The sequence below is a fragment of the Pseudomonas sp. GW821-FHT01A09 genome (assembly GCF_058986725.1).
On record NZ_JBYSWB010000042.1, the window covers coordinates 1 to 25,538 of the forward strand.

Consider the following 25,538-nt stretch of genomic DNA (forward strand, 5'->3'; position numbering starts at 1 on the left):
CCCCCCCCCCCCCCCCCCCCCCCCCCCCCCCCCCCCCCCCCCCCCCCCCCCCCCCCCCCCCCCCCCTCACTACAGGGGTAGCCATCAGTAATTGGCCAGTAGCCACAAGGCAGGATCACAGATCTTCGTTAATTCACTATTCGCTTTGAGGATCCGTAAATGCCGATATATGAATACGACTGCCCCACCTGCGGGGACTTCACTGCCTTGCGGAAGATGGACACCCGCAACGAGCCCTGTGCGTGTCCGGTCTGCCTGGTCGACAGCCCACGGGTGATCCTCACTGCCCCCGGCCTGTCGACCTTGGCCGGCAACACTCGCAAGGGTATCGAGATCAACGAGCGTGCCGCCCACGCACCCAAGACCCTCGACCAGTTCCGCGACAGCCGCCGCCATGCCCCTGGCTGCAGCTGCTGCGGCCCGAACACGCCGCTGGCGCCGAGCAAGGCCAATCCTCATGCACTCAAGGCCAAGCCAGCGGGCAGGCCGTGGATGATCAGTCACTGACGGCGCGTTTCGCGCTGCAACTTTTGATCATTACCCTGTCACTTTCAGCCATTGTGACGTGACGTTCAGCTCTTTACTGTCCATGCTCATTGCAATGACGGGCCCCAGCCACGAGGCGCCCGCATCCCGTGAGATCGCCTGTTGGAGTTGATCATGACCGCCGCTCGTTACCCGCACCTGCTTGCCCCCCTCGATCTGGGTTTCACCACCTTGCGCAACCGCAGCCTGATGGGCTCGATGCACACCGGCCTTGAAGAAAAGCCCGGTGGCTTCGAGCGCATGGCGGCGTACTTTGCCGAGCGTGCCCGTGGCGGCGTCGGCCTGATGGTCACCGGCGGCATCGGCCCCAACGAGGAGGGCGGGGTGTACGCAGGAGCAGCCAAACTGAGCACCCCTGAGGAGGCGGACAAACACCGCATCGTCACCCAGGCCGTGCATGAGGCCGGTGGCAAGATTTGTCTGCAGATCCTCCACGCCGGACGCTACGCCTATAGCCCCAAGCTGGTCGCCCCCAGCGCCCTTCAGGCGCCGATCAATCCGTTCAAGCCCCGTGAACTGGACGAAGCCGGCATCGAAAAGCAGATCGCCGACTTCGTCAACTGCGCCACCCTGGCCCAGAGCGCCGGCTACGATGGCGTCGAAATCATGGGGTCCGAGGGCTACTTCATCAATCAGTTCCTGGTGGCCCACACCAACCATCGCACCGACCGCTGGGGCGGCAGCTACGAAAACCGCATGCGCCTGGCGCTGGAAATCGTCAGCCAGGTGCGGGCCGCGGTGGGCGAGCGTTTCATCATCATCTTCCGCCTGTCGATGCTCGACCTGATCGCCGGCGGCAGCAGTTGGGAGGAGGTGGTGCAACTGGCCCAGGCCGTCGAGCAGGCCGGCGCAACCATCATCAACACCGGCATCGGCTGGCACGAGGCACGCATCCCCACCATCGCCACCAAGGTGCCACGCGCGGCCTTCGCCAAGGTCACCGCCAAACTGCGCGGCGCGGTGAAGATCCCCTTGATCACCACCAACCGCATCAACACCCCGGAAGTCGCCGAGCAGATACTTGCCGAAGGCGACGCCGACATGGTTTCGATGGCGCGGCCGTTCCTCGCCGATCCGGAGTTCGTCAACAAGGCCGCCGCCGGCCGCAGCGACGAGATCAACACCTGCATCGGCTGCAACCAGGCCTGCCTGGACCACACCTTCGGCGGCAAGCTGACCAGCTGCCTGGTCAACCCCCGCGCCTGCCACGAGACCGAGCTCAACTATCTAGCGGTGGCCCAGGTGAAGAAGGTCGCGGTGGTCGGCGCCGGCCCGGCAGGTCTGGCAGCCGCCACGGTCGCCGCCCAGCGTGGCCATGCCGTGGTGCTGTTCGACGGTGCCGACGAGATCGGCGGCCAGTTCAACGTCGCCAAACGCGTGCCCGGCAAGGAAGAGTTCTACGAGACCCTGCGCTACTTCCACCGCAAGCTGCAGACCACCGGCGTCGATGTGCGCCTGGGGCATCGCGTGGGTGTCGAAGAACTGCTGGCGGGCGGTTTCGACGAAGTGCTGCTGGCCACCGGCATCGTGCCGCGCAAGCCGGCCATCGATGGCATCGACCATCCGATGGTGCTGAGCTATCTGGATGTGATCCTGCGTGGCAAACCGGTGGGCGAGCGCGTGGCGGTGATTGGCGCGGGCGGTATCGGCTTCGACGTCAGCGAGTTTCTGGTGGATCAGGGCGGCGGCTCGACCAGTCAGGATCGCGATGCGTTCTGGAAGGAGTGGGGGATCGATCCTCTGCTGGAAGCGCGCGGTGGCGTGGCCGGGGTCAAGCCTGTCGTGCATGCACCGGCGCGGCAGGTCTACCTGCTGCAGCGCAAGGCGTCCAAAGTCGGCGACGGCCTGGGCAAGACCACCGGCTGGATTCACCGCACCGGGTTGAAGAACAAAGGCGTGCAGATGCTCAACAGCGTCGAGTACGTGAAGATCGACGACGCCGGGCTGCACGTGCGGATCGGGGAGGGTGAGGTACAGGTGCTGGCCGTGGATAACGTGGTGATCTGCGCGGGCCAGGATCCGCTGCGCGAGTTGCAGGATGGGTTGCTGGCGGCGAGGGTTTCGGTGCGGTTGATCGGGGGGGCGGATGTGGCGGCGGAGCTGGATGCGAAGCGGGCGATCGATCAGGGCTCACGGGTGGCGGCGCAGATTTAAAGGCGGCGGCAGGCTCATTGGGGGCTGGGCGTAAATCCATTAAATTGTGGCTAAAGTGCCTATCAGGGCTGCATGATCAACATGAGCCTACCCTGTAGCGAGGGGGCTTGCCCCCGATGGCGGTGTGTCTGACGCGGATAGTTAGCTGACACACCGTTATCGGGGGCAAGCCCCCTCGCTACATCGAACGTAACAGCTTTAAGAGGGTGCTGAGGTAGCGGGCTCGGCCGGTTCACGACCCTGCTTAATCCCACGGCTCGTAGCGCCAACCCGTTGGTTGCCAGATCAACTGGTGCGTCAATTCCAAGGCGTGCAGAAAATCAGGGTCGTGAGCACTCACGATGAGCGCGCCCTTGAATTGTCCGAGTAGCCGCTCGACTGCTTCCAAGGCCGCGATGTCGAGGTGGTTGTTCACTTCGTCGAGCAGCAACAGTTGCGTGTGTTCGGGGCCGCCTGCCAGCCAGGCAAGCGTTGCGCGTAAGCGCTCGCCACCACTGAGCCGACCGAATGGCGTAGCCATCTGGCGAGCATCGAGCCCGGCGTTGGCGAAGACCTGGCGAAAGCGGCCCTCCTCGGCGGTGCCCAGCTTATTGCGTAGCACCTGCTCGATACTCTGCTCGGGGTCGAAGGTTTGAGCGTGCTGGTCGATCAGGTGGGTGCGTAAGATAGGCCGGGCGATGCCGCTGGCGGGCGCCAGTTGCCCGGCTATCACCTTCAGCAGGGTCGATTTTCCGCAGCCGTTCGGCCCCATTACAGCGACTCGCATCGGGCCGTGCAGTGTGAGGTCGATGAAGCGGCTGTCGGGGGGACCGTAGGGAAGCTCGCAGTGTTCGAGCGTGATCACCTGGGTGGCATTGGCGACCAGGCCGGTCGGTGCGAGCAGTTGGCTTGGGCGCACCTGCTCGACGTTCGCATTGGCCTGGTCGACCCGCTCTCGCGCCATTTGGCTCAGACGCGCCTGCTGGATGCGCAGATGGCCGCTGTGCTGCTCGGCGCGCTCTGCCTGCGCATTGGCGACGATGGCTGGGGTGCCTGTGGCCCGCGCTACCTTGCGACCATGACTGGCATTTTGCACTTCGCGCTGGCGGGCCATGGTGATCTGCTGCTCTACGCTGTCCCGTGCCGCGCGTGCCCTCACGAGTGCAGCCTGGGCGTTGTCCTGCTCGGCCTGGCGCTGCTCGCGATAGTTGCTGTAGCCGCCGCTGTATTGAACCAGCGCGTCGCTGCGAAGCTCCAGAATACGATCGGCATGTTCCAGCAGCGCCCGGTCGTGAGAGATGACAATGCGGGTTTCCTTGCCTTGGCGCAGCTCTTTGCTCAACTGCTCGCGGGCCTGGCGATCCAGATGGTTGGTGGGCTCGTCGAGTACCAATACCCGCGCGCCGCCGAGGCGCAGACCGGCGAGCATCAGGCGTACAGTTTCGCCTCCGCTCAAGGCCTCGCTTGCGCGATCAAGCGGCAGATGGGCCAGGCCCAAGCGCGTCAGACAGGCGTGGATATCGCCCGGCAGGTTCCAGCGGTCGTCGATCAGGTCGAACAGCGCCGGGTCGCAGGCGCCTGCCTCGACCTTTGCCAAGGCCTGCAAAGCACTATGTACCCCCAGCAGGTCGGCAACGTTCCCGCCGATAGGTTCGAGCCATTGCGGCAAATAACCGACACTGCCAGCACACTGGACGTTGCCTTCGCTCGCGGTCAGGCGCCCCGCCATGATCTGCGCCAACATCGATTTGCCGCAGCCGTTGGGCCCGACGATGCCGGTGAACTGCCTGGAGAACGTTGCGTTGAGCCCCGAGAACAGCGGCGTGCCGTCTGGCAGGCGCAAGGTCAGGTCTTTGATGATCAAGGTGGCGTTGTCGCTACTCATCTGGGTCTCTTCCCAAAAACCAGGAAAACCCAGCTCAGGGCCAGCGCAGCCACGCTCAAAGAGGCCAGCAGCAGGTTGCCCCAGACGCCGATTATCCCGCCCAGCAATGCCGTGATGGCTGCGGCGCCGGCAGCCAGTGAAGCGGCGATGCCCAGCACCGTGCCACGCAGGCTTGACTGCTCGCATGCCAAGGCATGCCCGATCAAAGCAGTGTAGGCCACCCCATAGGCGATCGCGGCAAGCGCACCGAAAACCAGGGCAAGCGAGTTGTCGAGCGTGGCCGCTAGCAATGCGCAGCTTACCACCAGCATGGGGATGGCAGCGCGCGCGATCTGTGGCGCTGGATACCGGGTTTGCAAGGCTCCGGCCACCCAGATGAAGGCGATGCACATGCCGATCCCGACCACTGTTAGCAGTAGGCTGATGCTGCCTACGGTCTGGCTCTGGCGTGCGAGCATCCAGGGCAAGTACTGGTAGAAGAGATTCCAGCCGATTTGCAGCCAGAGTAGTGCAAACAATGGTCTGCGCGTGGCTGGCGAGGTGAAGCCGTTCAAGACCTGTCTGATCAGCGATGGGCCCGTTGTTGCAGCCGGAGCTGGGGTAGAGGGTAGTAAGAAAGCCATCAACAGGCACAGCACGCTGAGGATGAGCGCGACCTGCAAAGGCGGAAGCAGGCTTGCTCCCGGTGTATCACCTGCCAGCAGGATGCCCGTGAGCGCGGGACCGGCGAAAAATCCCGCAGTCATGGCAAACATTACCCAGCCAATGCGTTTCATTGCGCCGTCGGGGGGCTGGACCAACATGGCCTGTGCCACTGGGACGCTACCGGCGAAGGTGCCTCCCAGCAAGCGCCCGGCGATCAGCAAGCCCACGCTGCCCAGGCTCACGGCCCAAGTGCTCAGGGCATACCCGGCGACCGACCCTGCCACCGCAAGCACAAGCGTTGGGCGCCTTCCGACCCGGTCTGAAAGCGCACCCAGCAGAGGCGCGCCCACCATCATCGCAAAGGCGTAGCCTGCCAACAGTAAGCCGTAGAGCCAGGCGATCCGAGCGGCAGTCGTTGCGCTGCCGAAAATCACCCCCGCCGGATCGTCCGGGTCGAGCAACATCGGTAGCATCGGCAGTAGCAATGCCGTGCCCAGGCCGTCGATGAAAATGATCAGCAGCAGGATCAAGGGCGCAGCCTTGGCAGTGGCATGTGTCTGCCAGGGTACGGTAGTCATGGCTGGCTCCTTAGTCGGGAAGCGCAGATCTTGTAGGAGTTTTCGTAGACGCTTCCAGCAATATTTGTATCCGGATATTAGAGTGGGTGTCCCGCACTCCTAGCTCGCTCCCACAGGGAAGGTTGTCGCTGCCACGGGCGAAGTTTGCTTGCGGACAGTCGCATCGGCGCAGAGGCATCTCTTTCTGCCCTCAGGTAGAATTCGCACCCCGGCGACTTGGAAGGCGACGCGTTGGTCATGATCTACAAGATGTTCCTCGGTCTAGCGTTGCTCGTCACTGTCGCGACCGCCCTCATGTCAGGCTGCTCACGCCCAGCCCCGGCGCTGCCCAACGACGCCTATATCTGGCAACGCCAGTGGACGCCTGGGCTGGTGTCTGCGGTGCAGTCCAATACCGATATCGTCAGCCAGTGGCGCGTGCTTGCGGCCCAGGCCGACGCCCATGGCCAGTGGCTGACCACGACACCAGGGTGGTCCGCGCTCGCTAAAAGCGGCCGCCTGGTCATCGCGGTGTTTCGCATCGATGGGCAGCTGCTGAACATGGACGAGCAGGCGTTGACCGCGCGCATCTCCGAAATCCTCGACCTCTGGCGCCAACGCGGCGTGCCCCTGGCCGGTATCGAAATCGACCACGACTGCGCCACTGCCCGGTTGCCGGCCTATGCCCATTGGCTGGGCACCTTGCGCGAGCGGCTGCACCCACAAGAACGTCTCTCTATCACCGCTTTGCCGACCTGGCTGAACAGCGCGGCACTGGACGGCGTGCTGGCACAAGTCGATGAAGCCGTGCTGCAGGTCCACGCCGTGCAAAACCCGCGTGTCGGCCTGTTCGATCCGCAGATCGCCCGAACCTGGCTGGACCAGTTCGCAGCGCGCATGCATAAACCGTGGCGCGTGGCCTTGCCGGCCTACGGCAGCCGCGTGGCCTGGGATCAGGACGGGCAGGTGGTGAGTATCGAAAGCGAACGGGCGACGCTGGTGACCGGTGTGCAATCCCATGAACTGATGGCCAATCCGCAGACCTTGCAGGACTTTGCCCGGCAATTGACCCAGAATCCTCCCGCCGGGCTGGCCGGCATCGTCTGGTTTCGCCTGCCCACCGAGCAGGACAGCCGCGCCTGGAGCCCGGCGACCTGGCGCGCGGTGTTGACCCAGGCGCCGATCAGCTCGCAGATCAGCGTGCAATTGCTCGGCACGGCGGACCCGCAACTGTTCGATCTGGTCTTGCGCAACACCGGTGTCGGCGATGGCCCGCCACCGTCCAGCATCCGCATCAGCGGCCACTGCGCGGCGGCGGATGGCATCAATGGTTATTTTCTGGAACGCGATGCTGCTGGCTTGTCGTTCCAGGCTCGGCAGCCCGGCCTGCTCAAGGCCGGGCGACAACGCCCCGTCGGATGGCTTCGTTGTGAACAAGGAAAGGAATCGCTGCATGTGGAATCGTAAAAAGCTCACCGTGGTGATCGCGGCGGTGTTGTCGACCGGTGCAGTGGCAGTCATGGCGTGCGGGCCGTTCTTCCCGCTGCAGGTGCTGGACAATCGCGCCGCAACCTTGGCTGCCACGCCGAGTAATTCCTTCGCATATGAAGCCGCGCATCTGCTGGCGGCAAGTGATGCCCTCCAGGCCATCGAGACGCCGAGCAATGGTTACGACGAGGCGCCGGCGGTCAATCCGGATCAACCGGATCAGGCATCGCTGCCGGCCGCGCAGTGGCAGGCGTTGCAGGCCATGCGCCAGGCCAGCAGCGATGAACAAGCCTATGAGTTGGGCGCCGAGCTGCCGCCCGCGTTGCGGCTGTACACCACTGGGGCCGTGGACCTCAAGGCTGCACAGACGTGCGCAGCCGCCGATCAGCCGTGCGAGCGCAGCAGCGAGGCACTGCAGGCGCTGGCCATCGAGCGCTTTCAGGCGGTGTTGGCACTGCCCGCCGAGCAAGGCGCACCACGCGCGGTGTGGGCCGCCTATGCGCTGGGTCGGCTGCATGCCGGGCGCAGCACGGGCGAGGAGCGCGATGCCGAACGTGTCAGCGCCGTGGCGGCCTTCACTAAAGTCCGCAGTCTGGCACTGGCCGGAGCGCCCGATCCCTGGGGCATGGCGGTGGGCAGTTATGGCGAGCAGGCGCGCCTGTATCTGAGCACCCCGGAGCAGGCGTGTGACTACACCGACTTCATGAACGCCACGGCCTGTGCCGACGCCATCGCTCCCGCGGACCTGAAGCAGGCACTGGCGCTTTACGCCGAGCAGGCGGCCCGTGGCTCCGATAGCGCGGTGCAGTCGCTGCGCATGATCGCCGAATGGCTGCTGCGCGATGGCAGCCCGGCGACGGCGATGGTCGACGACCCGCTCAGCCAGCAGTTGCTGGTCGCCTACAGCCTCGCGTTGCTGGGCGATATCGTCAACGACGAGCCCAGCAGCGCTACCGACTACTTCGCCAATTCCGTCAACACCGGGCAGTTGGGTTATGCCGATGCCGCCCAAGGCTACAAAGGCGTCAGCGCCAATCCGGTGCTGCAGCGGCTGGTCCAGGCGATCAGCCAGAATGGCGTGCAACAGGTGGCTGGCGCCGATCGCCTGGCCGCGTTGGCCTATCGCTTGGGCGACTATCGTCTGGCGCAGGCGCTGGTCGACAAACAGCCCGGCGTATTGGCCAGTTGGGTGCGCGCCAAGTTGGCACTACGGCGCGGCGACAGCGATGCGGCGGTACAGGCCTACGCTGCAGCCGTGCGAGGCTTCCCCGCTCTGGACGCCAGCGTCGAGCCGGGAGAGGCGGGGCGGCTCAAGGCCGAGCAAGGCGTGCTGTCGCTGGCCCGTGGTGAATACCTGCAGGCGCTCGATCAGTTTTATAAGTCGGGCTATGCCGAGGATCTGTATTACGTGGCCGAGCGCGTGTTGACCCTTGAAGAGCTCAAGGCTTACGTCGACGAGCACGTGCCGGCGTCGCCGATACCTTCGAAGCCTGCGGATTTTGCCAGCTTCAATGCCGAACAGTTCAGCACCTGGCGTGGGCAGCAGGCCGATCTGGCCTTCACTCAGGCTGACCAGCTCCGCTCGCTGCTGGCGCGGCGCATGGTGCGTCAGGGGCAGATCGATCAGGCGCTGGGGTATTTCCCGGACGACGGCGACCCGCGCAATACCGAAATCGGCTATGGCTACCAGACCGACAAGTCGACGCTTAGCGTAATGACCCCGCGTGGCTGGGCCAAGGCTTACGGCGATGCGCGGCGCGATGGCGAGTCGGGCTGGTTCGCCAGCGACCGGGCCAAGGCCTGGTTCAACGCCGCCAACCTGGCGCGCCAACACGGCATGGAGATCATGGGCTATCAGCAGGGGCCTGATTTCGCCGAGTTCGGCGGGGCCTACACCTATGGCACCGGTCGTGCGTCCTGGCAAAGCGCCAGTGACGACAGCCAGCCTGTGCCCCGCGACACCCCCGAGCAACGTGCCGTCGCCGACCTGCCCGGGCCGCTGGTCACGGCCGACGAGCGCAAGCGCTATGCCGCCAGCGAGGCCCGGCCGGCGCAGACCTTCCATTATCGTTATGTGGCCGTGACGCTGGCCGAGAGGGCCGCCGACAATGTGCCCGCTCGCTCCCAAGCGTTCGCGGCGGTGCTGTGCCGGGCCGCCAACTTCGTGCAGAACGACCAGCCGCGCGCCAATGCCGTGTATCAGCGTTATGTCAGGGAGGGCGCGGCAGTGCCGTTCGCCGAGGACTTCGGCCGCCATTGCGTCGAGCCGGACTTCGTTGCTGCCGGGCATTTCCCTTATGTGCAAGCGTGGCGCGAAACGCGGCACTGGCTGCATGGGCACCTGTATGTGCCGGTTGGGATGTTGCTGATCCTCGGGGCGGGTATCGTCGCCTGGCGGGTTCGTCGCGGGCGGGCTGCATCTTGAACCCGGCAGGGGCCTGCAACGATGGCTGATTTCGCCGATCTGCCCCGCGCACCGCTGCAACGGGTCGCTCTCGACTGGGCGCAGGCCGCTGGCGTCGAGCTCGCCGTCCTGCGCCTGGATCAGGTCGATCCGCTGATCAGCGGCAACAAGAGCTACAAGCTCGCCGGCTATTGGCAGCAGGCGCAGGCCGTGGGCGCGCGAGGCCTGATCAGCCTCGGCGGCGCCCACTCCAATCACCTGCATGCCTTGGCCGCGGCAGGCCAACGCTTCGGTTTCGGCACCGTCGGGCTGTTGCGTGGCGAGCCGCAGGAGACGCCGACGGTGGCGGATCTGCAGGCGTTCGGCATGCAGCTGCACTGGCTCGGCTACAGCGGTTACCGCGCCCGCCACCGAGCGGATTTCTGGGCACCGTGGCAGGCACTTTATCCGCAGCTGCTCGCGGTGCCTGAGGGCGGCGGCGGCCTGCTCGGCGCTCAGGGCTGCGAAGCGTTGGTGGCGCAGGTGCGCGATCAACTGCCTTGGCCGGATTACCACGGCTGGTGGCTGGCCTGCGGTACCGGCACCACCCTGGCCGGACTGGTGCGGGCCGAAGCCGGCGCGCACCCGGTGTATGGCGCGTTGGCGGTGCCGATGGACCATGGCGTGCCGGAACAGGTCGCGGCGCTGGCTGGGCCGAACGGCTATGAACTGCTCGACGCCAGCCGCGGTGGGTTCGGCAAGGTGGATGACGCGCTGTTGGCCTTTATGGCCGATTGCGAGCGGCAGATGGGCATGCTGCTGGAGCCGTTGTATACGGCCAAGGCGTTGTGGGCGTTACGGGATGCCGTGCGGGAAGGGCGGTTCGCCGCCGGCACGCGCCTGATCTACGTGCACACCGGCGGCCTGCAGGGGCGTCGGGGATTCAGTCTGTAGTCAATCCTTCGCCCGCTACAATTCGGCAGGCGTATGGGTCTTTAACCAATCGGCCAGCGCTGCGTTCACGCGGGTCTGCCAGCCAGGGCCCGAAGCGCGGAAGGGTTGCAGAACTTCAGGGGCGAGGCGGATGGTGATGCGCTCGCGCACGCTATCCGCCTTGGGGCGACCGCGTTTCACCAGGCGCTCGCCTTGATATTGATCGGCTGCCTCGAAAAAATCGGCGGTCAGCTCCGGTGCATCGTCGGGGTCAACCCAGGCGGTGCCGGTAGAGGGCTTGTTCACGCTCATTGGCTTTCCTCATGGAAATGATGCGGCGATCTGCGCCGCGCAGGGTCCAGACCATGACCACCATGCGCTCATCAAGCAGGCCGGCAGTGATGAAACGGATTTCGCCGTAGTCCTGGCGACGGTCTTCGCTGGTGAAATGCACGCCGGCAAAAACGGCCGCAGCATCGGCGAAGTCAAGGCCACGCTCGGCGAGCGTCTTGTCGCGTTTTGCATCGTCGAAGGATAGTTGCATGGATTTATTGTATGTACAATAAGTATCCGCCGAACAGCATTTAGCTGTGTCATTTCATTGCATGGCCTCAGAGCATCGGCCAGGCATCGGCCACCAGAAACAGCCGTTCAGCTTCAAGATAATCGCCGTCGTCACCCTCGACCATCCGTACCACCAGCTGCGCTCTGGCCAGCGGTTCCAGGCCAAGGCGCCACTCATCGAAGCGTGCCCTGTCCCAGCAGTCCTGCGCTCCGTAGCGCGCCGGCCCCAGCCAGGCTTCTCGCGCCAGTGGCTGCCAGTGGCCGGCGGGGCGGCTGGTCACGAAGGCCGGCCAATCCCGGCGGTGCAGCCATTGCCCACGCAAATGCAGCGGCTCGGCCCCCGAGGGCGCCAGGCAGTCGCACCCCCAGGGATAGAACAGATACCCCGCCAACCACAGATGCGACGCGCACTCGCCGATGCCCAGCGCCGCCAACGCCGCCACACTCTGCGGGCGCGCCGCCATGGGCAATTGATGCTGGCGCAAGTGCCCGAGTTTCAAGCCCAGGCGGTCCTGGCAGCCTGGCCCCAACCACTCCAGTGCCTGGCGGCCATCGCCTGCGGTCGGGCCCAGATACAGCTTCACCGCCAGTTCCAGATGGTGCACGCCGTCACGGTCGCGCAGCACCATGTCCAGCTCGCCCAAGGTGTTGCCGCCGTCGCGAATCGGCAGGTTGGCGGCCAGCAGCTCGACGCCGGGCGCCTGGCTCAGGGCAAATTGCCACAGGCGCTCGTAATAAACTCCCAGCCGCCGCGTATTGCCGTGGGTCAGCCACTGCAACAACGGCGCCGGATCGCGGTCCAGATCCTCGAGCCAGCGTTGCAGCCCCGCGGCCGTCCAATCGCTGGCCGCGAGAGGATGACGTTGCCGCCAAGGGGCTACACTGAGCAGCGGCGGGGCGAAAAGCGCCCAGGCAAGGTCGCGGACCTGAGGATGGCGCAGGTGCCTGGGCAGTTCGATCAAGGAGGGGAACGGGTTCATGCTGCGAGCATAGCGTTTTGCGCGATGGCTGAAAGGATTTTGTCCTGTGATTGCTTTCGCCCATAATCGCCCCCACCTAAGTGGATTGCGTCAGGCACTGTGCCGACGCCCGTTATCGATTTGAAGTGGCATGCCGTCCGTGCCTGCAGGAGCCCCATGGAGCAGTTTCGCAATATCGGCATTATCGGTCGCCTCGGCAGCTCGCAGGTGCTCGACACCATTCGCCGGCTGAAGAAGTTTCTGCTGGAACGCCAACTGCACGTGATCCTCGAAGACACCATCGCCGAAGTGCTGCCCGGTCACGGCCTGCAGACCTCCACGCGCAAGATGCTCGGCGAGGTCTGCGACCTGGTGATCGTCGTCGGCGGTGACGGCAGCCTGCTGGGCGCCGCGCGGGCGCTGGCCAAGCACAATACTCCGGTGCTGGGCATCAACCGCGGCAGCCTGGGCTTTTTGACCGACATTCGTCCCGACGAGCTCGAGGTCAAGGTCGCCGAGGTGCTGGACGGCCATTATCTGGTGGAGAATCGCTTCCTGCTGCAGGCCGAGGTCCGCCGCCACGGCGAGTCCACGGGCCAGGGCGACGCCCTCAACGATGTGGTGCTGCACCCCGGCAAATCGACGCGGATGATCGAGTTCGAGATCTACATCGATGGCCAGTTCGTCTGCAGTCAGAAAGCCGACGGCCTGATCGTCGCCACGCCCACCGGCTCCACCGCCTACGCGCTGTCGGCGGGCGGCCCGATCATGCACCCCAAGCTGGACGCCATCGTCATCGTGCCGATGTACCCGCACACCCTGTCCGGGCGGCCGATCGTGGTCGACGGCAACAGCGAGCTGAAAATCGTCGTGTCCAAGGACATGACCATCTATCCCCAGGTGTCCTGCGACGGCCAGAATCACTTTACCTGCGCCCCCGGTGACACCATCACCGTCAGCAAGAAATCGCAGAAACTGCGCCTGATTCATCCGCTGGACCATAACTACTATGAAGTCTGCCGCACCAAGCTAGGGTGGGGCAGTCGGCTCGGTGGTGGAGGCGATTGATGCTTGATCCCGCGCGAAGTTACGATCTGATCGGCGACGTGCATGGGTGCGCCCACACCCTCGAGCATCTGCTCGATACCCTCGGTTATCGCCAGGTTCAAGGGGTGTGGCGGCACCCGTCGCGCCAGGCGCTGTTCCTGGGCGACATCATCGACCGCGGCCCGCGTATCCGCGAGGCGCTGCACATCGTCCATGGCATGGTCGAAGCCGGGCAGGCCCATTGCATCATGGGCAACCATGAATTCAACGCCCTCGGCTGGGTGACCCCGGCCGACCCGCGGAGCGGCAAGACCTTCGTGCGCGAACACACGCCACGGCATCTGCGCCTGATCGGCGAAACCCTGCGTCAACTCGAGGACTACCCCCACGACTGGCAGGATTTTCTCGGCTGGTTCTACAAGATGCCGCTGTTCCTCGACGTCGGTCGCTTCCGCGCGGTACATGCCTGTTGGGACAGCGCCGTGATTGAGCGGCTGCGCAAGGACTACCCCGACGGCTGCATCGATCAGACCTTGATCCGGGCCTCGTCGATGCGTGACAGCTTTGCCGCCAACGCCTTCGACCGCCTGCTGCGCGGCACCGACATGCGCCTGCCCGGCGGCATGACCCTGACCGGCGGCGACGGCCTGACGCGCTCGTTTTTCCGCACCAAGTTCTGGGAAGACGACCCGCAGACCTACGGCGACATCGTCTTCCAGCCCGACGCGCTGCCCGAGCAGGTAGCCCAGACGCCACTGAGTTCGACCGACAAGGACGCACTCCTTCGCTATGGCGTCGACCAGCCGCTGCTGTTCGTCGGCCATTACTGGCGCAGCGGCCAGCCTGCGCCCATCCGCCCCAACCTGGCCTGCCTGGACTACAGCGCCGTGCTGTACGGCAAGCTGGTGGCCTACCGGCTGGATCAGGAAACCACCCTCGACCCGCGCAAGTTCGTGTGGGTCGATGTACAACGCCCGGAGTTAGTCAAATGAGCCCAGTGGCCGTATTGCGTTTGCCATTGGCACAAGACTTGAGCGGTTTCGTCGGTCTGTTGCGCAAATTGCAGGTACCTCACCGCGTCAGCGAGGAGGGCGATCAGCAGGTCCTGTGGTCGGTCAACGAAGGCATGGCCGAAGACATCCGCCAGCTGTACGCGCGCTTCCCGGATGGCAATGCCGACGTCGACCTGCCGCTGACCATCGAACACAGCAGTCGCCCCGGCCTGGCCCTGCAACTGCGCGCCAGCCTGATGACCGCCTTGATCCTGCTGATGTGCGTGATCGTCGGCGCCATCAGCTTGCTGGGCGACCACCTCCAGCCTTTGCACTGGCTGACCTTCCAGGACTTTTCGCTGCGTGGCGACTACGTCTACTTCACGCCCTTGGCCGACAGCCTGCAGGCAGGGCAGGTGTGGCGGCTGTTCACGCCGATGCTGATCCACTTCGGCATCCTCCATCTGGCCATGAACGGGTTGTGGTACTGGGAACTGGGGCGGCGCATCGAGTTTCGTCAAGGGCGCTGGCACTTGCTGGGCCTGACCTTGCTGTTCAGTGGCGTGTCCAACCTGATCCAGTATCTTTTCAGCGGCCCCAGCCTGTTCGGCGGGCTGTCCGGGGTGCTGTACGGCTTGCTGGGGCACATCTGGCTGTTCCAGTGGCTGGCGCCGACCCCTGCGTATCGCATGCCCAAGGGGGTGCTGGTGATGATGCTCATCTGGTTGCTGCTGTGCCTGTCCGGGCTGGTCAGCCTGCTCGGCTTCGGCGACATCGCCAACGGCGCTCACGTCGGCGGGTTGTTGGTCGGTTGTTGCAGCGGGCTCTTGGGCGGATGGCTTGCGCGCCGTAAACTACGGCCATTAATTGAAGAGCGCATTCATTGAGGAGCGTTTCATGACTTCATTTGCACACATGATCGAAAACATCACCCCCGAAATCTACGAAAGCCTCAAGCTGGCCGTCGAGATCGGCAAGTGGTCGGACGGCCGCAAGCTCACCACCGAGCAGAAAGAACTGTCCCTGCAGGCCGTCATCGCCTGGGAAATGAACAACCTGCCCGAAGAACAGCGCACCGGTTACATGGGCCCGCAGGAGTGCAGCTCCAAGTCGACGCCGGTGGCCAACATTCTGTTCAAGTCGGACGCTATCCATTGATCGATCTTCCTTTGCAAGAACTGGGGCGCGGTGTCGTCAACAAGATGGCCACCGAGCTGCAGGACGACGCCGTGCAGTATCAGTTCCGCCTCGGGGACCTGCGCATCCCGGTCAACCCGCTGATCGGCAAGACCCTGCGCCTGGAGTATCTGGGCGCCATCCACTGCATGAACTGCGGGCGCAAGACCAAGACCAGCTTCAGCCAGGGCTATTGCTACCCGTGCATGAGCAAGCTGGCGTCCTGTGACATGTGCATCATGGCTCCGGAAAAATGCCATTACGACGCGGGCACCTGCCGCGAGCCGAGCTGGGGCGAGCAGTTCTGCATGACCGACCACGTGGTGTATCTGGCCAACTCGTCGGGTATCAAGGTCGGCATCACCCGCGCCAGCCAGTTGCCGACCCGCTGGCTCGATCAAGGCGCCAGCCAGGCACTGCCGATCGTGCGGGTGGCGACGCGTCAGCAATCGGGCCTGGTCGAAGACCTGTTCCGCTCCCAGGTGGCCGACCGCACCAACTGGCGCGCGCTGCTCAAGGGTGAGGCCCAGGCGGTGGACCTGATCGCCGTGCGCGATCAGCTGTTCGACAGCTGCGGCGTCGGCATTCACATGCTGCAGGAGCGTTTCGGCCTGCAGGCGATCCAACCGTTGCTGGACGCCGAGCCGCTGGAGATCCGCTACCCGGTCAGCGAGTACCCGACCAAGGTCGTCAGCTTCAACCTGGACAAGACCCCGATCGTCGAAGGCACCCTGATGGGCATCAAGGGTCAATACCTGATCTTCGACACCGGCGTGATCAATATTCGCAAATACACGGCGTATCAACTCGCCGTGCACCAGTAAAAGGATGCAGGCCATGCGTACCGAACAGCCGAAAATGATCTACCTCAAGGATTATCAGGCGCCTGAGTACCTGATCGACGAGACGCACCTGACTTTCGAACTGCACGACGACCACACCCTGGTCCATGCGCAGCTGGTCATGCGCCGCAACCCGGCCCGTGGCGCCGGCCTGCCACCGCTGGTGCTCGACGGGCAACTGCTCGAGCTGCTCAGCGTCAAGCTCGACGACGCCGAACTGACGGCCGGCGACTATGAGCAGAGCCCGGACAGCCTGACCCTGCAGCCCGCCGCGCCAAGCTTCACGGTCGACACCAGCGTGCGTATCCACCCCGAGACCAACACCGCGCTCGAAGGCCTGTACAAGTCCAGCGGCATGTTCTGCACCCAGTGCGAGGCCGAGGGCTTTCGCAAGATCACCTACTACCTCGACCGCCCGGACGTGATGAGCAAGTTCACCACCACCCTGAGCGCCGACAAGAACGCTTACCCGGTGCTGCTCTCCAACGGCAACCCGATCGCCAGCGGCCCGGACGAAGACGGCCGCCACTGGGCCACCTGGGAAGACCCGTTCATGAAGCCCGCGTACCTGTTCGCGCTGGTGGCCGGTGATCTATGGTGCGTCGAAGATACCTTCAAGACCCAGTCCGAGCGCGACGTGACCCTGCGCATCTATGTCGAGCCGGAGAACATCGACAAGTGCCAGCACGCCATGACCAGCCTGAAGAAATCCATGCGCTGGGACGAAGAGGTCTATGGTCGCGAGTACGATCTGGACATCTTCATGATCGTCGCCGTCAACGACTTCAACATGGGCGCCATGGAGAACAAGGGCCTCAACATCTTCAACTCCAGCGCCGTGCTGGCCCGTGCCGAGACCGCCACCGATGCCGCCCACCAGCGGGTGGAGGCCATCGTCGCCCACGAGTACTTCCACAACTGGTCGGGCAACCGCGTGACCTGCCGTGACTGGTTCCAGCTGTCGCTCAAGGAAGGCTTCACGGTTTTCCGCGATTCGGGTTTCAGCGCCGACATGAACTCGGCCACGGTCAAGCGCATCCAGGACGTTGCCTACCTGCGCACCCACCAGTTCGCCGAAGACGCCGGCCCCATGGCCCACGCCGTGCGCCCGGACAGCTTTATCGAAATTTCCAACTTCTACACCCTGACCGTTTACGAGAAGGGTTCGGAAGTGGTCGGCATGATCCACACCCTGCTGGGCGCCGAGGGCTTCCGCAAGGGCAGCGACCTGTACTTCGACCGCCACGACGGCCAGGCCGTGACCTGCGACGATTTCGTCAAGGCCATGGAAGATGCCAACGGCGTCGACCTGACCCAATTCAAGCGCTGGTACAGCCAGGCCGGTACGCCACGCCTGGCCGTCAGCGAGCACTATGACGCCGCCGCGCAGACCTACAGCCTGACCTTCCGCCAGAGCTGCCCGGCGACCCCGGACAAGGTCGAGAAGCTGCCGTTCGTGATCCCCGTGGCCCTCGGGCTGCTGGACGCCAGCGGCGCCGAAATCGCCCTGCAACTGAGCGGCGAAGCCCAGGCCACGGGCACTAACCGCGTGCTGTCGGTGACCGAAGCCGAGCAGACGTTCACCTTCGTCGGCATTCCGGCCAAGCCGCTGCCGTCGCTGCTGCGCGGCTTCAGTGCGCCGGTGAAGCTGAGCTTCCCGTACGACCGCGACCAGCTGATGTTCCTCATGCAGCATGACAGCGACGGCTTCAACCGCTGGGATGCCGGCCAGCAACTGTCGGTGCAGGTGCTGCAGGAAATGATCGGCCAGTACCAGAGCGGTGCGCCACTGGTGCTAGATCCGCGCCTGGTCACGGCCCTGGGCAGCGTGCTCGACAACGAGCAGCTGGATGCCGCCATGGTCGCCGAAATGCTCTCGCTGCCGGGTGAGGCTTATCTCGCCGAGATCAGCGAAGTGGCGGACGTCGATGCCATTCACGCCGCGCGCGAATTCGCCCGCCTGCAACTGGCCGAGCAACTGCACGGCAAGCTGTGGCGCCGTTATCAGGCCAACCGCGAGGTGTCCAAGGCCACCCCGTACGTGGCCGAGGCCGAGCACTTCTCCCGCCGTGCGCTGCAGAACATCGCGTTGTCGTACCTGATGCTGACCACCCAGCCGGACGTGCTGGCGGCCACCCTGGAGCAGTTCGACGCCGCCGACAACATGACCGAGCGCCTCACCGCGCTGGCCGTGCTGGTCAACTCGCCGTTTTCCGCTGAAAAGGCCAAGGCGCTGGAGAGCTTCGCCGAACACTTCAAGGACAACCCACTGGTCATGGACCAATGGTTCAGCGTGCAGGCGGCCAGCACCTTGCCGGGTGGCCTGGAGCGTGTGCAGGCGCTGATGGAACACCCGGCGTTCAACTTCAAGAACCCCAACAAGGTGCGCGCGCTGATCGGCGCCTTTGCCGGGCAGAACCTGATCAACTTCCATGCGGCGGATGGCTCGGGCTATCGCTTCCTGGCGGACATCGTCATTCGCTTGAATGCACTGAACCCGCAGATCGCCTCGCGCCAACTGGCGCCACTGACGCGCTGGAGAAAGTACGACAGCAAGCGTCAGGCGCTGATGAAGGGCGAGCTGGAGCGGATTCTGGCGTCGGGCGAGTTGTCGAGCGATGTGTATGAGGTGGTCAGCAAGAGCCTGGCCTGACGCTGTAGCGAGGGGGCTTGCCCCCGATAGGCCTGACCTGCGGTTCGCGTAGTGTCAGTACCGGCCTATCGGGAGCAAGCCCCCTCACCACTATGATCACGCCAGCCATGATGCTTTCAGCATTGGCCGGCCCTGCATCCGATAATCCATGCAATCCCCCCGTTCGCCAGGACCGCACGTGATCAAGACCATCCTCCACATCGGGCCGTTGCTCGCGGCCCTCGTCATGCCTTGGGCCCACGCCGCCCAAGCACCCCTGCTGCAACTCGACGTCACCCACGCCGGCAACCGCCTGATCAGCGTGGGCGATCGCGGCAGCGTGCTCTACTCCGATGACCAAGGCCGCCACTGGAACGCGTCTGCTGCGGTCCCCAGCCAGCAACTATTGACTGCGCTGTACTTCGTCGATGCCGACCACGGCTGGGCGGTCGGCCATGACGCCCAGATCCTCGCCACCCAGGACGGCGGCCTGCATTGGACCCTGCAATTCGAAGACCCGAATCGCCAGGCGCCGCTGCTGGATGTGTGGTTCCAGGACCGCGAGCACGGCATCGCCATCGGTGCCTACGGCGCGTTGCTGCGTACCGAGGATGGCGGCGCCCACTGGCAAGACCACAGCGACAGCCTCGACAACCCCGAACAACTGCACCTCAACGCCATCGTCGCCAGCAAGGGCGGCGGGCTGTTCATCGTTGGCGAAGCCGGCAGCCTGTTCCGCTCCAAGGATCAAGGCAGTACCTGGCAGCGCTTGGCCCTCGACTACGACGGCTCGCTGTTCGGCGTGCTGGCCACGGCGCAAGCCAACACCCTGTTGATCTACGGCCTGCGCGGCCACCTCTATCGCTCCACCGACAACGGCGACAGCTGGCAGGCCATCGCCATTCCGGGCGCTCCGTCTTCATTGAGCGGCGGCAGCCTGCAGGCGGACGGTTCGCTGGTACTGGTGGGCGATGCCGGCAGCGTGCTGCGCAGCACCGATGACGGCCGCAGCTTCAGCCTGCAGCAGCGCTCGGATCGCCTGGCGCTGGCCGGCGTCACCGGCACGGCCGACGGCGCGCTGGTACTGGCCGGGCAGGATGGCGTAATGCGGGCCTCGGCGAGCGGCGCTGGCGAGCCGGTGCAGCCATGAGTCGCACTGCGGCCGATCACGGCAGCTGGCTGGAGCGGTTGATCTTCAGCCACCGACTCTGGGTCATCAGCCTGTGCGCGCTGATCAGCGTGTTGCTGTTCTGGCAGGCCGCGCAGATCCGTCCGGCGACCAGTTTCGAAAAGATGATCCCCCAGCATCACCCGTTCATTCAGAACATGCTGGCCCATCGCAGTGACCTCGGCGAACGCGGCAACAGTGTGCGCATTGCCGTGGCGGCGGAGCAGGGCGATATCTTCGATCCGGCCTATCTGGACACCCTGCGCCAACTCAACGACGAGCTGTTCTACCTGCCGGGCGTCGACCGCACCGGTTTGAAGTCGCTATGGAGCCCAAGCGTGCGCTGGAACGAGGTCACCGAGGACGGCTTCGCCGGCGGGCAGGTGATCCCCGATGATTACGATGGTTCGCCTGCCAGCCTCGAGCAACTGCGCACCAACGTGCTGCGCTCCGGCCAGGTCGGGCGCCTGGTGGCCAATGACTTTCGCTCGAGCATCGTCGACGTGCCGTTGCTCGAGTCCTACCCTGATCCGCAGCAACCCGGGCACCTGCTCAGGCTCGACTACCAGGCGTTCTCGCAGCAATTGGAGAGCAGGATTCGCGAGCGTTTCGAGGCGCAGAATCCGCACGTCAAGGTCCACATCGTCGGCTTCGCCAAGAAGGTCGGCGACCTGATCGACGGCCTGTCGATGGTCGTGATGTTTTCCGCCATCACACTGCTGATCACCTTGTTGCTGCTGTATGGCTTCACCCGCTGCCTGCGCAGCACCCTGGCGGTGTTGGCGACCACGCTGGTAGCGGTGGGCTGGCAGCTGGGGTTGATGCACCTGGCCGGTTTTGCCCTCGATCCGTATTCGATGCTGGTGCCGTTTCTGATTTTCGCCATCGGTGTTTCCCACGGCGTGCAGAAGATCAACGGCATCGCCCTGCAGGTCGGCAACGCCCATGACCCGCTCACCGCCGCGCGCCGCACCTTTCGCCAGCTGTTCATGCCGGGCATGGTGGCTATCCTCGCCGACGCGGTGGGCTTCATCACCCTGTTGGTGATCGATATCGGCGTGATCCACGAGCTGGCCATTGGCGCCGCGATCGGTGTCGCGGTCATCGTCTTCACCAACCTGATCCTCTTGCCGGTGGCCATTTCCTACAGCGGCATCAGCCGTCGTGCGGTGCTGCGCAGCCGCGAGGATGCGGGGCGCGAACAGCCGTTCTGGCGCTGGCTGGCACAGTGCGCCAGCCCCCGGGTCGCGCCTTGGTCCCTGGTCATCGCCTTGCTGTTGCTGATCGGCGGCCTTTGGTACGGCCAGCGCCTGCAAGTCGGTGACCTCGACCCGGGTGCTCCGGAGCTGCGTGCCGATTCGCGCTATAACCGCGACAACCAGTTCATCCTCGATCACTACGCCACCCGCTCCGATGTGCTGGTGGTGATGGTCAAGACCGATACCGAGCAATGCGCAAGCTATGCCACGCTTAAGGCCATCGACGACCTGATGTGGACGCTCGGCCGGGTGCCCGGTGTGCAGTCGACGCTGTCGCTGGCGAGCGTCGCCAAGCAGGCGATCAAGGGCATGAACGAGGGCAACCTCAAGTGGCAGACGCTGTCGCGCAACCCCCAGGTGCTCAACAGCGCCGTGGCCCGCGCCGACGGCCTGTACAACGGCGACTGCTCGCTGGCACCGGTGCTGGTGTTCCTCGACGACCACAAGGCCCGCACCCTCGCGCAGGTGGTCGAGAGCGTCGACGCCTTCGCCGCCCAGCACGATCGCCCGGGCCTGAAGTTCCTGCTGGCGGCAGGTAACGCCGGAATCGAAGCCGCCACCAACGAGGTGATCGGCTCAAGCGAAAACCTGGTGCTGGGGCTGGTCTACCTGTGCGTGGCGCTGATGTGCCTGGTGATGTTCCGCTCGCTGGCGGCGACCCTGTGCATCGTCATGCCGCTGGTGCTGACCTCGATCCTCGGCAACGCGCTGATGGCCTTCATGGGCATCGGCATCAAGGTCGCGACCTTGCCCGTGGTGGCCTTGGGCGTCGGCATCGGGGTGGATTACGGGATTTATATCTATAGCCGCTTGCGGCACTTTCTCGCGGCAGGCTTGGCGCTGCAGGAAGCCTATTACCAGACGCTGAAATCGACGGGCAGGGCGGTACTGTTCACTGGTGTGTGCCTGGCGGCCGGGGTGGTGACCTGGCTGTTTTCGGCGGTGAAGTTTCAGGCGGACATGGGCTTGATGCTGGTGTTCATGCTGTTGTGGAACATGCTCGGGGCGTTGTGGTTGTTGCCGGCGTTGGTGAGGTATTGGGTGGTGCGTCGGTAAGGAGCGCCCAGTGGGTTACAATCGCGCACTTTCAACCGACCAGATTCCCGCCCATGACCGACTCCCTCACCACCGCCCTGCAAACCACCGACATGCTCCTGATCGACAACCTCCACGCCTTCGATTTCACCCTTGACGCCAGCGGTTTGGTTATAGAGTGCATGGATGGCAGGGATCTCAAGCGTTGGACCTTCACCCCTGAACAAATCGCCGCCGCGACCATGAATATTAATTCACAGGAATGGTCGATCGGTGACGAAAAGGGTACACATCGGCTAGTCTGCGTGCAGGCCTTTGGTGGCCAAGATGAAGAGCACGCCGAGCAAGAATGAATGCAGTTTCTTGGAAGTCTGGCCTGATCCTCACCCGACATGGATGACTATCAGGAAGTATGAACATGCTGCATATTTTGGGACCGTTAGTGGTGGCTTCAAGCATGCTGGTAATGGCTGCAAACGCTTCTGCACAAAGTTACGATCTGCTCGTGGGGACTTACACCCAGGGCTCCAGCAAAGGCATCTACCGTTATCGTTTCGACAGCACTCGCGGTGAGATCAGCGCCAGGCCCGAGCAGTTGGTGGTGGTCAGCAACCCGTCATGGCTGACGCTGTCGGCCGATCAGCGACACCTCTATGCGGTCAACGAGAACGGCCCTGGGCAGACCGACACGGTCGGCAAGGTCAGTGCCTATTCGATCGATCCGCAAAGTCATGTCATCGATCAGCTCAACGAAGTCGAAACCCAGGGCGACGAGCCCACCCATGCCAGCCTCAGCAAAGATGGTCATCTGCTGTTCGTGGCCAACTATACGGTGCATCCGCAGCCCGGCGGCAGTGCGGTGGCGTTGGGCGTTGCGGCGGATGGCAGCCTGCTGCCGGTGGTGCAGCAGGAACGCCATGAAGCCAGTCATGTCGACCCGCAGCGCCAGGCCAGCTCCCATGTGCACAGCGTGGTCTCGGCGCCCAACGGGCGCTATGTGTACGTCAGTGATCTGGGGGCGGACAAGGTGTTCATCTACCGGCTCAACGAGGGCAACCCGCAATGGCCGATGGGACCGTCGAGCCCGAACGTGGTGAATCTGCCGCCCGGTAGCGGACCGCGGCATCTGCTGTTCGACCAGAAGAACAAATACGCCTACCTGACGCTGGAAATGACCGCGCAGGTGGCCAAGTTCAATTACCGCTCCGGCGGCCTGGACCTCGGCAAGATCAGCGACCTGGATCGCCCAGGCGGTCCGAAAGGGTCTGCAGGAGCACTGCATCTGTCCGCCGATGGGCGCTTTCTGTATGTGAGCAACCGTGGCGCGGTCAACGAACTGGTGGTGTTTGCGGTCAATCCGGACACGGGCGATCTGCGCGAGATCCAGCGACGCAGTGTCGATGGCGATCATCCGCGCGAGTTCGGTATCGATCCCAGCGGGCAGTTCGTGTTGATCGCCAATCAGAAGAGCAACGCCATCGTGGTGGTGCAACGCGATGTGAAGACCGGCCTGCTGGGCAGGACCGTGCAGACGTTTGCCATCGATTCCCCCTCTGACCTGAAGTTCCTGACTCACTAGCGGGCGCGCCGAGAGCGATTATCAATGGCAGTGATAATCGCTACTTCTGCAATGAATTTTCGTCGATGGGTCCTCGGGGCGTACTTTGAATTCACGGCCTCAACGGCATGACTTCAAACCGAATCCCCCGAGGGTACTTATCATGAACTTCAATCTCTTCTCGATCATCGCCGCTTCCGCCGTTTCTGCATCGGTGGCCCTGCCAGCCCATGCCAGCGCGCAAACCACCAGCAAACCCAGCACTACCCAGACCTACACGCAGAAATACCTGCAACAGAGCGCCAACTTCTACGCAGCCCTCGATCACAAGGTTGCGCATTGATTCATGCGCAGAGAAAGTCTTATGTATTTTCAGGGCTGTAACCGGTTTCGAGTGTGCGTCATACTGACGCACCTTGTTACAAAATTACCTCTAGACTAGGTTTCGGTTACCACTGCCCCGGGAAGACAACAATGAAAAAGATGTTCGTGCCTCTGCTGCTCGCCAGCGCGCTGGGTCTGGCGGCCACTGCTGCTACCGCCGCAAGCCAGGCCGCTCAATTCGACGTACTGATCGGTACCTATACCGGCGCTACCAGCAAAGGTATCTACCGTTATCGCTTCGACAGCGCCACTGGCCAGCTTGGCAGCAAACCGTTGCAGGTAGTCGACAGCGAAAACCCCTCCTGGCTCACCCTCAATCACGATCAGACACGTGTCTATGTGGTCAACGAGAATGGTCCCGGCGCCAAGGACAACCTGGGCAAGGTCAGCACCTTCACGCTGGATCGCCGTACCCATGATCTGAAATTCAGCGGTCAGGTCCTGAGCCGTGGCGACGAACCGACGTTCTCCAGCCTGGCCAAGGGCGAGCAGCACCTGTTCGTCGCCAACTACGCGGTGCACCCCGATCCGGGTGGCAGCCTGGCGGTGCTACCGATCGATCGCAAAGGTGATCTGACGGAAGTGGCCCAGCAGGAGACGCACCCGGCTTCCAAGGTCAACCCCGAGCGCCAGGCCAGCAGCCATGTGCATTCGGTGGTGTCGTCGCCGGATGGGCGCTTCGTCTATGTGCAGGACCTGGGCGCCGACAGGATTTTCGTCTATCACTACGATGCCAAGACCACCAGCCATCCTCTGACTGCCGCCAGTCCGGCCTCGGTGGAGCTGCCGCCGGGCAGTGGTCCGCGGCATCTGTTGTTCAGCGCCGATGGCAAGCACGCTTACCTGACCCTGGAAATGGCCGGGCAGGTGGCAGTGTTCGATGTCAATCAGGGCAACCTGGTGCGCAAGCAATTGGTCGATCTGGCCGCCGGGCAGGATCCGCAGCACAAAGCGGGCGCGGCGCTGCATTTTTCCGCTGATGGCAAGCTGCTGTATGTCACCAACCGCGGCAAGACCAACGAGATCCTGGTGTTCGCCATCGATGCCAAGACTGCCGAGTTGAAAGAGCTGCAGCGCCGTTCGGTGGAAGGGATCGAGCCGCGTGAGTTCAGTATCGATCCGTCCGGCAAGTACGTGCTGATCGCCAACCAGAAGAGCAATCAGATCGTGGTGGTCAAGCGCGATCCGGCCACTGGCCTGCTAGGGGCGACGACGCAGACCTTCGCCATCGATTCGCCGTCGGACATCAAGTTCCTCAACTGACACCGCCGCACCTGTAGCGAGGGGGCTTGCCCCCGATGGGCCTGACCTGCAATGCGCGGTGTCAGTACCGGCCTATCGGGGGCAAGCCC

22 protein-coding genes are annotated in these 25,538 nt (G+C 64.0%); 17 read left to right on the forward strand and 5 right to left on the reverse strand.

Annotation, left to right across the window (positions count from 1 at the left end; all coding sequences use genetic code 11):
* Positions 1–159: 159 nt before the first annotated feature.
* Together AC3WJP_RS27355 and AC3WJP_RS27360 are read left to right on the forward strand one after the other, a co-directional pair.
* Positions 160–507, forward strand: a complete 348-nt coding sequence (locus AC3WJP_RS27355) for an FmdB family zinc ribbon protein (protein ID WP_493721347.1) — start codon at positions 160–162, stop codon at positions 505–507.
* Between the two features lie 153 nt (positions 508–660).
* Positions 661–2,700, forward strand: coding sequence for an oxidoreductase (locus AC3WJP_RS27360; RefSeq protein ID WP_493721348.1), 2,040 nt, complete (start codon positions 661–663; stop codon positions 2,698–2,700).
* 244 nt (positions 2,701–2,944) lie between these two features.
* Here AC3WJP_RS27360 and AC3WJP_RS27365 read toward each other — a convergent pair whose 3' ends face one another.
* Both AC3WJP_RS27365 and AC3WJP_RS27370 read right to left on the reverse strand, forming a co-directional pair.
* Positions 2,945–4,564, reverse strand: coding sequence for an ATP-binding cassette domain-containing protein (locus AC3WJP_RS27365; protein WP_493721349.1), 1,620 nt, complete (start codon positions 4,562–4,564; stop codon positions 2,945–2,947).
* Entirely contained in the window at positions 4,561–5,787 is a 1,227-nt protein-coding gene (locus AC3WJP_RS27370) for an MFS transporter (protein ID WP_493721350.1), read from the reverse strand. Before AC3WJP_RS27370 ends, AC3WJP_RS27365 begins: the two co-directional genes overlap by 4 nt.
* 237 nt (positions 5,788–6,024) lie before the next feature.
* Here AC3WJP_RS27370 and AC3WJP_RS27375 point away from each other — a divergent pair, with 237 nt between their 5' ends.
* Genes AC3WJP_RS27375 through AC3WJP_RS27385 form a run of 3 tightly spaced genes read left to right on the forward strand, consistent with a single transcriptional unit; the run spans position 6,025 to position 10,591 of the window.
* Positions 6,025–7,233 (forward strand): DUF3142 domain-containing protein, encoded by a 1,209-nt coding sequence (locus tag AC3WJP_RS27375; protein ID WP_493721351.1) that lies wholly within the window; start codon positions 6,025–6,027, stop codon positions 7,231–7,233.
* Positions 7,220–9,679 (forward strand): hypothetical protein, encoded by a 2,460-nt coding sequence (locus AC3WJP_RS27380; RefSeq protein WP_493721352.1) that lies wholly within the window; start codon positions 7,220–7,222, stop codon positions 9,677–9,679. The genes AC3WJP_RS27375 and AC3WJP_RS27380 overlap by 14 nt, the downstream gene beginning before the upstream one ends.
* 21 nt (positions 9,680–9,700) lie before the next feature.
* Positions 9,701–10,591 carry a 1-aminocyclopropane-1-carboxylate deaminase/D-cysteine desulfhydrase gene (locus AC3WJP_RS27385; RefSeq protein ID WP_493721353.1) on the forward strand — a complete coding sequence of 297 codons (891 nt, stop codon included), beginning with the start codon at positions 9,701–9,703 and terminating at the stop codon, positions 10,589–10,591.
* Positions 10,592–10,606: 15 nt separating this feature from the next.
* Here the strand turns inward: AC3WJP_RS27385 and AC3WJP_RS27390 are convergent, their stop codons facing one another.
* The 3 genes from AC3WJP_RS27390 to AC3WJP_RS27400 form a co-directional block, all read right to left on the reverse strand.
* On the reverse strand, positions 10,607–10,882 hold the full coding sequence (locus AC3WJP_RS27390) for a BrnA antitoxin family protein (protein ID WP_226506668.1): 276 nt from the start codon (positions 10,880–10,882) through the stop codon (positions 10,607–10,609).
* Positions 10,842–11,114 carry a BrnT family toxin gene (locus AC3WJP_RS27395; RefSeq protein ID WP_493721354.1) on the reverse strand — a complete coding sequence of 91 codons (273 nt, stop codon included), beginning with the start codon at positions 11,112–11,114 and terminating at the stop codon, positions 10,842–10,844. Before AC3WJP_RS27395 ends, AC3WJP_RS27390 begins: the two co-directional genes overlap by 41 nt.
* 67 nt (positions 11,115–11,181) lie before the next feature.
* Positions 11,182–12,114 carry a DUF1853 family protein gene (locus tag AC3WJP_RS27400; protein WP_493721355.1) on the reverse strand — a complete coding sequence of 311 codons (933 nt, stop codon included), beginning with the start codon at positions 12,112–12,114 and terminating at the stop codon, positions 11,182–11,184.
* Positions 12,115–12,270: 156 nt separating this feature from the next.
* Here AC3WJP_RS27400 and AC3WJP_RS27405 point away from each other — a divergent pair, with 156 nt between their 5' ends.
* From AC3WJP_RS27405 to AC3WJP_RS27460, 12 genes are all read left to right on the forward strand, one after another.
* Complete coding sequence (locus AC3WJP_RS27405; RefSeq protein WP_493721356.1) at positions 12,271–13,161, forward strand: NAD(+) kinase; 891 nt, start codon at positions 12,271–12,273, stop codon at positions 13,159–13,161.
* The gene (locus AC3WJP_RS27410; RefSeq protein WP_493721357.1) at positions 13,161–14,132 is read left to right on the forward strand and encodes a metallophosphoesterase; all 972 of its coding nucleotides are present in this window, start codon (positions 13,161–13,163) and stop codon (positions 14,130–14,132) included. Before AC3WJP_RS27405 ends, AC3WJP_RS27410 begins: the two co-directional genes overlap by 1 nt.
* Entirely contained in the window at positions 14,129–15,019 is an 891-nt protein-coding gene (locus tag AC3WJP_RS27415; RefSeq protein WP_493721358.1) for a rhomboid family intramembrane serine protease, read from the forward strand. The genes AC3WJP_RS27410 and AC3WJP_RS27415 overlap by 4 nt, the downstream gene beginning before the upstream one ends.
* 10 nt (positions 15,020–15,029) lie before the next feature.
* On the forward strand, positions 15,030–15,290 hold the full coding sequence (locus AC3WJP_RS27420; protein WP_493721359.1) for a YeaC family protein: 261 nt from the start codon (positions 15,030–15,032) through the stop codon (positions 15,288–15,290).
* 11 nt (positions 15,291–15,301) lie between these two features.
* On the forward strand, positions 15,302–16,132 hold the full coding sequence (locus tag AC3WJP_RS27425; protein ID WP_493721400.1) for a DUF2797 domain-containing protein: 831 nt from the start codon (positions 15,302–15,304) through the stop codon (positions 16,130–16,132).
* Positions 16,133–16,145: 13 nt separating this feature from the next.
* Positions 16,146–18,803, forward strand: coding sequence for an aminopeptidase N (gene pepN, locus AC3WJP_RS27430; protein WP_493721360.1), 2,658 nt, complete (start codon positions 16,146–16,148; stop codon positions 18,801–18,803).
* 226 nt (positions 18,804–19,029) lie between these two features.
* On the forward strand, positions 19,030–19,932 hold the full coding sequence (locus AC3WJP_RS27435; protein WP_493721401.1) for a WD40/YVTN/BNR-like repeat-containing protein: 903 nt from the start codon (positions 19,030–19,032) through the stop codon (positions 19,930–19,932).
* On the forward strand, positions 19,929–22,265 hold the full coding sequence (locus AC3WJP_RS27440) for an efflux RND transporter permease subunit (protein WP_493721361.1): 2,337 nt from the start codon (positions 19,929–19,931) through the stop codon (positions 22,263–22,265). Before AC3WJP_RS27435 ends, AC3WJP_RS27440 begins: the two co-directional genes overlap by 4 nt.
* A gap of 53 nt (positions 22,266–22,318) precedes the next feature.
* On the forward strand, positions 22,319–22,597 hold the full coding sequence (locus AC3WJP_RS27445; RefSeq protein WP_493721362.1) for a DUF5629 family protein: 279 nt from the start codon (positions 22,319–22,321) through the stop codon (positions 22,595–22,597).
* 59 nt (positions 22,598–22,656) lie between these two features.
* Positions 22,657–23,823, forward strand: a complete 1,167-nt coding sequence (locus tag AC3WJP_RS27450) for a lactonase family protein (protein WP_493721363.1) — start codon at positions 22,657–22,659, stop codon at positions 23,821–23,823.
* Between the two features lie 142 nt (positions 23,824–23,965).
* The gene (locus AC3WJP_RS27455) at positions 23,966–24,145 is read left to right on the forward strand and encodes a hypothetical protein (RefSeq protein ID WP_493721364.1); all 180 of its coding nucleotides are present in this window, start codon (positions 23,966–23,968) and stop codon (positions 24,143–24,145) included.
* A 131-nt stretch (positions 24,146–24,276) separates the two neighbouring features.
* Complete coding sequence (locus AC3WJP_RS27460) at positions 24,277–25,449, forward strand: lactonase family protein (protein WP_493721365.1); 1,173 nt, start codon at positions 24,277–24,279, stop codon at positions 25,447–25,449.
* Positions 25,450–25,538 lie beyond the last annotated feature (89 nt).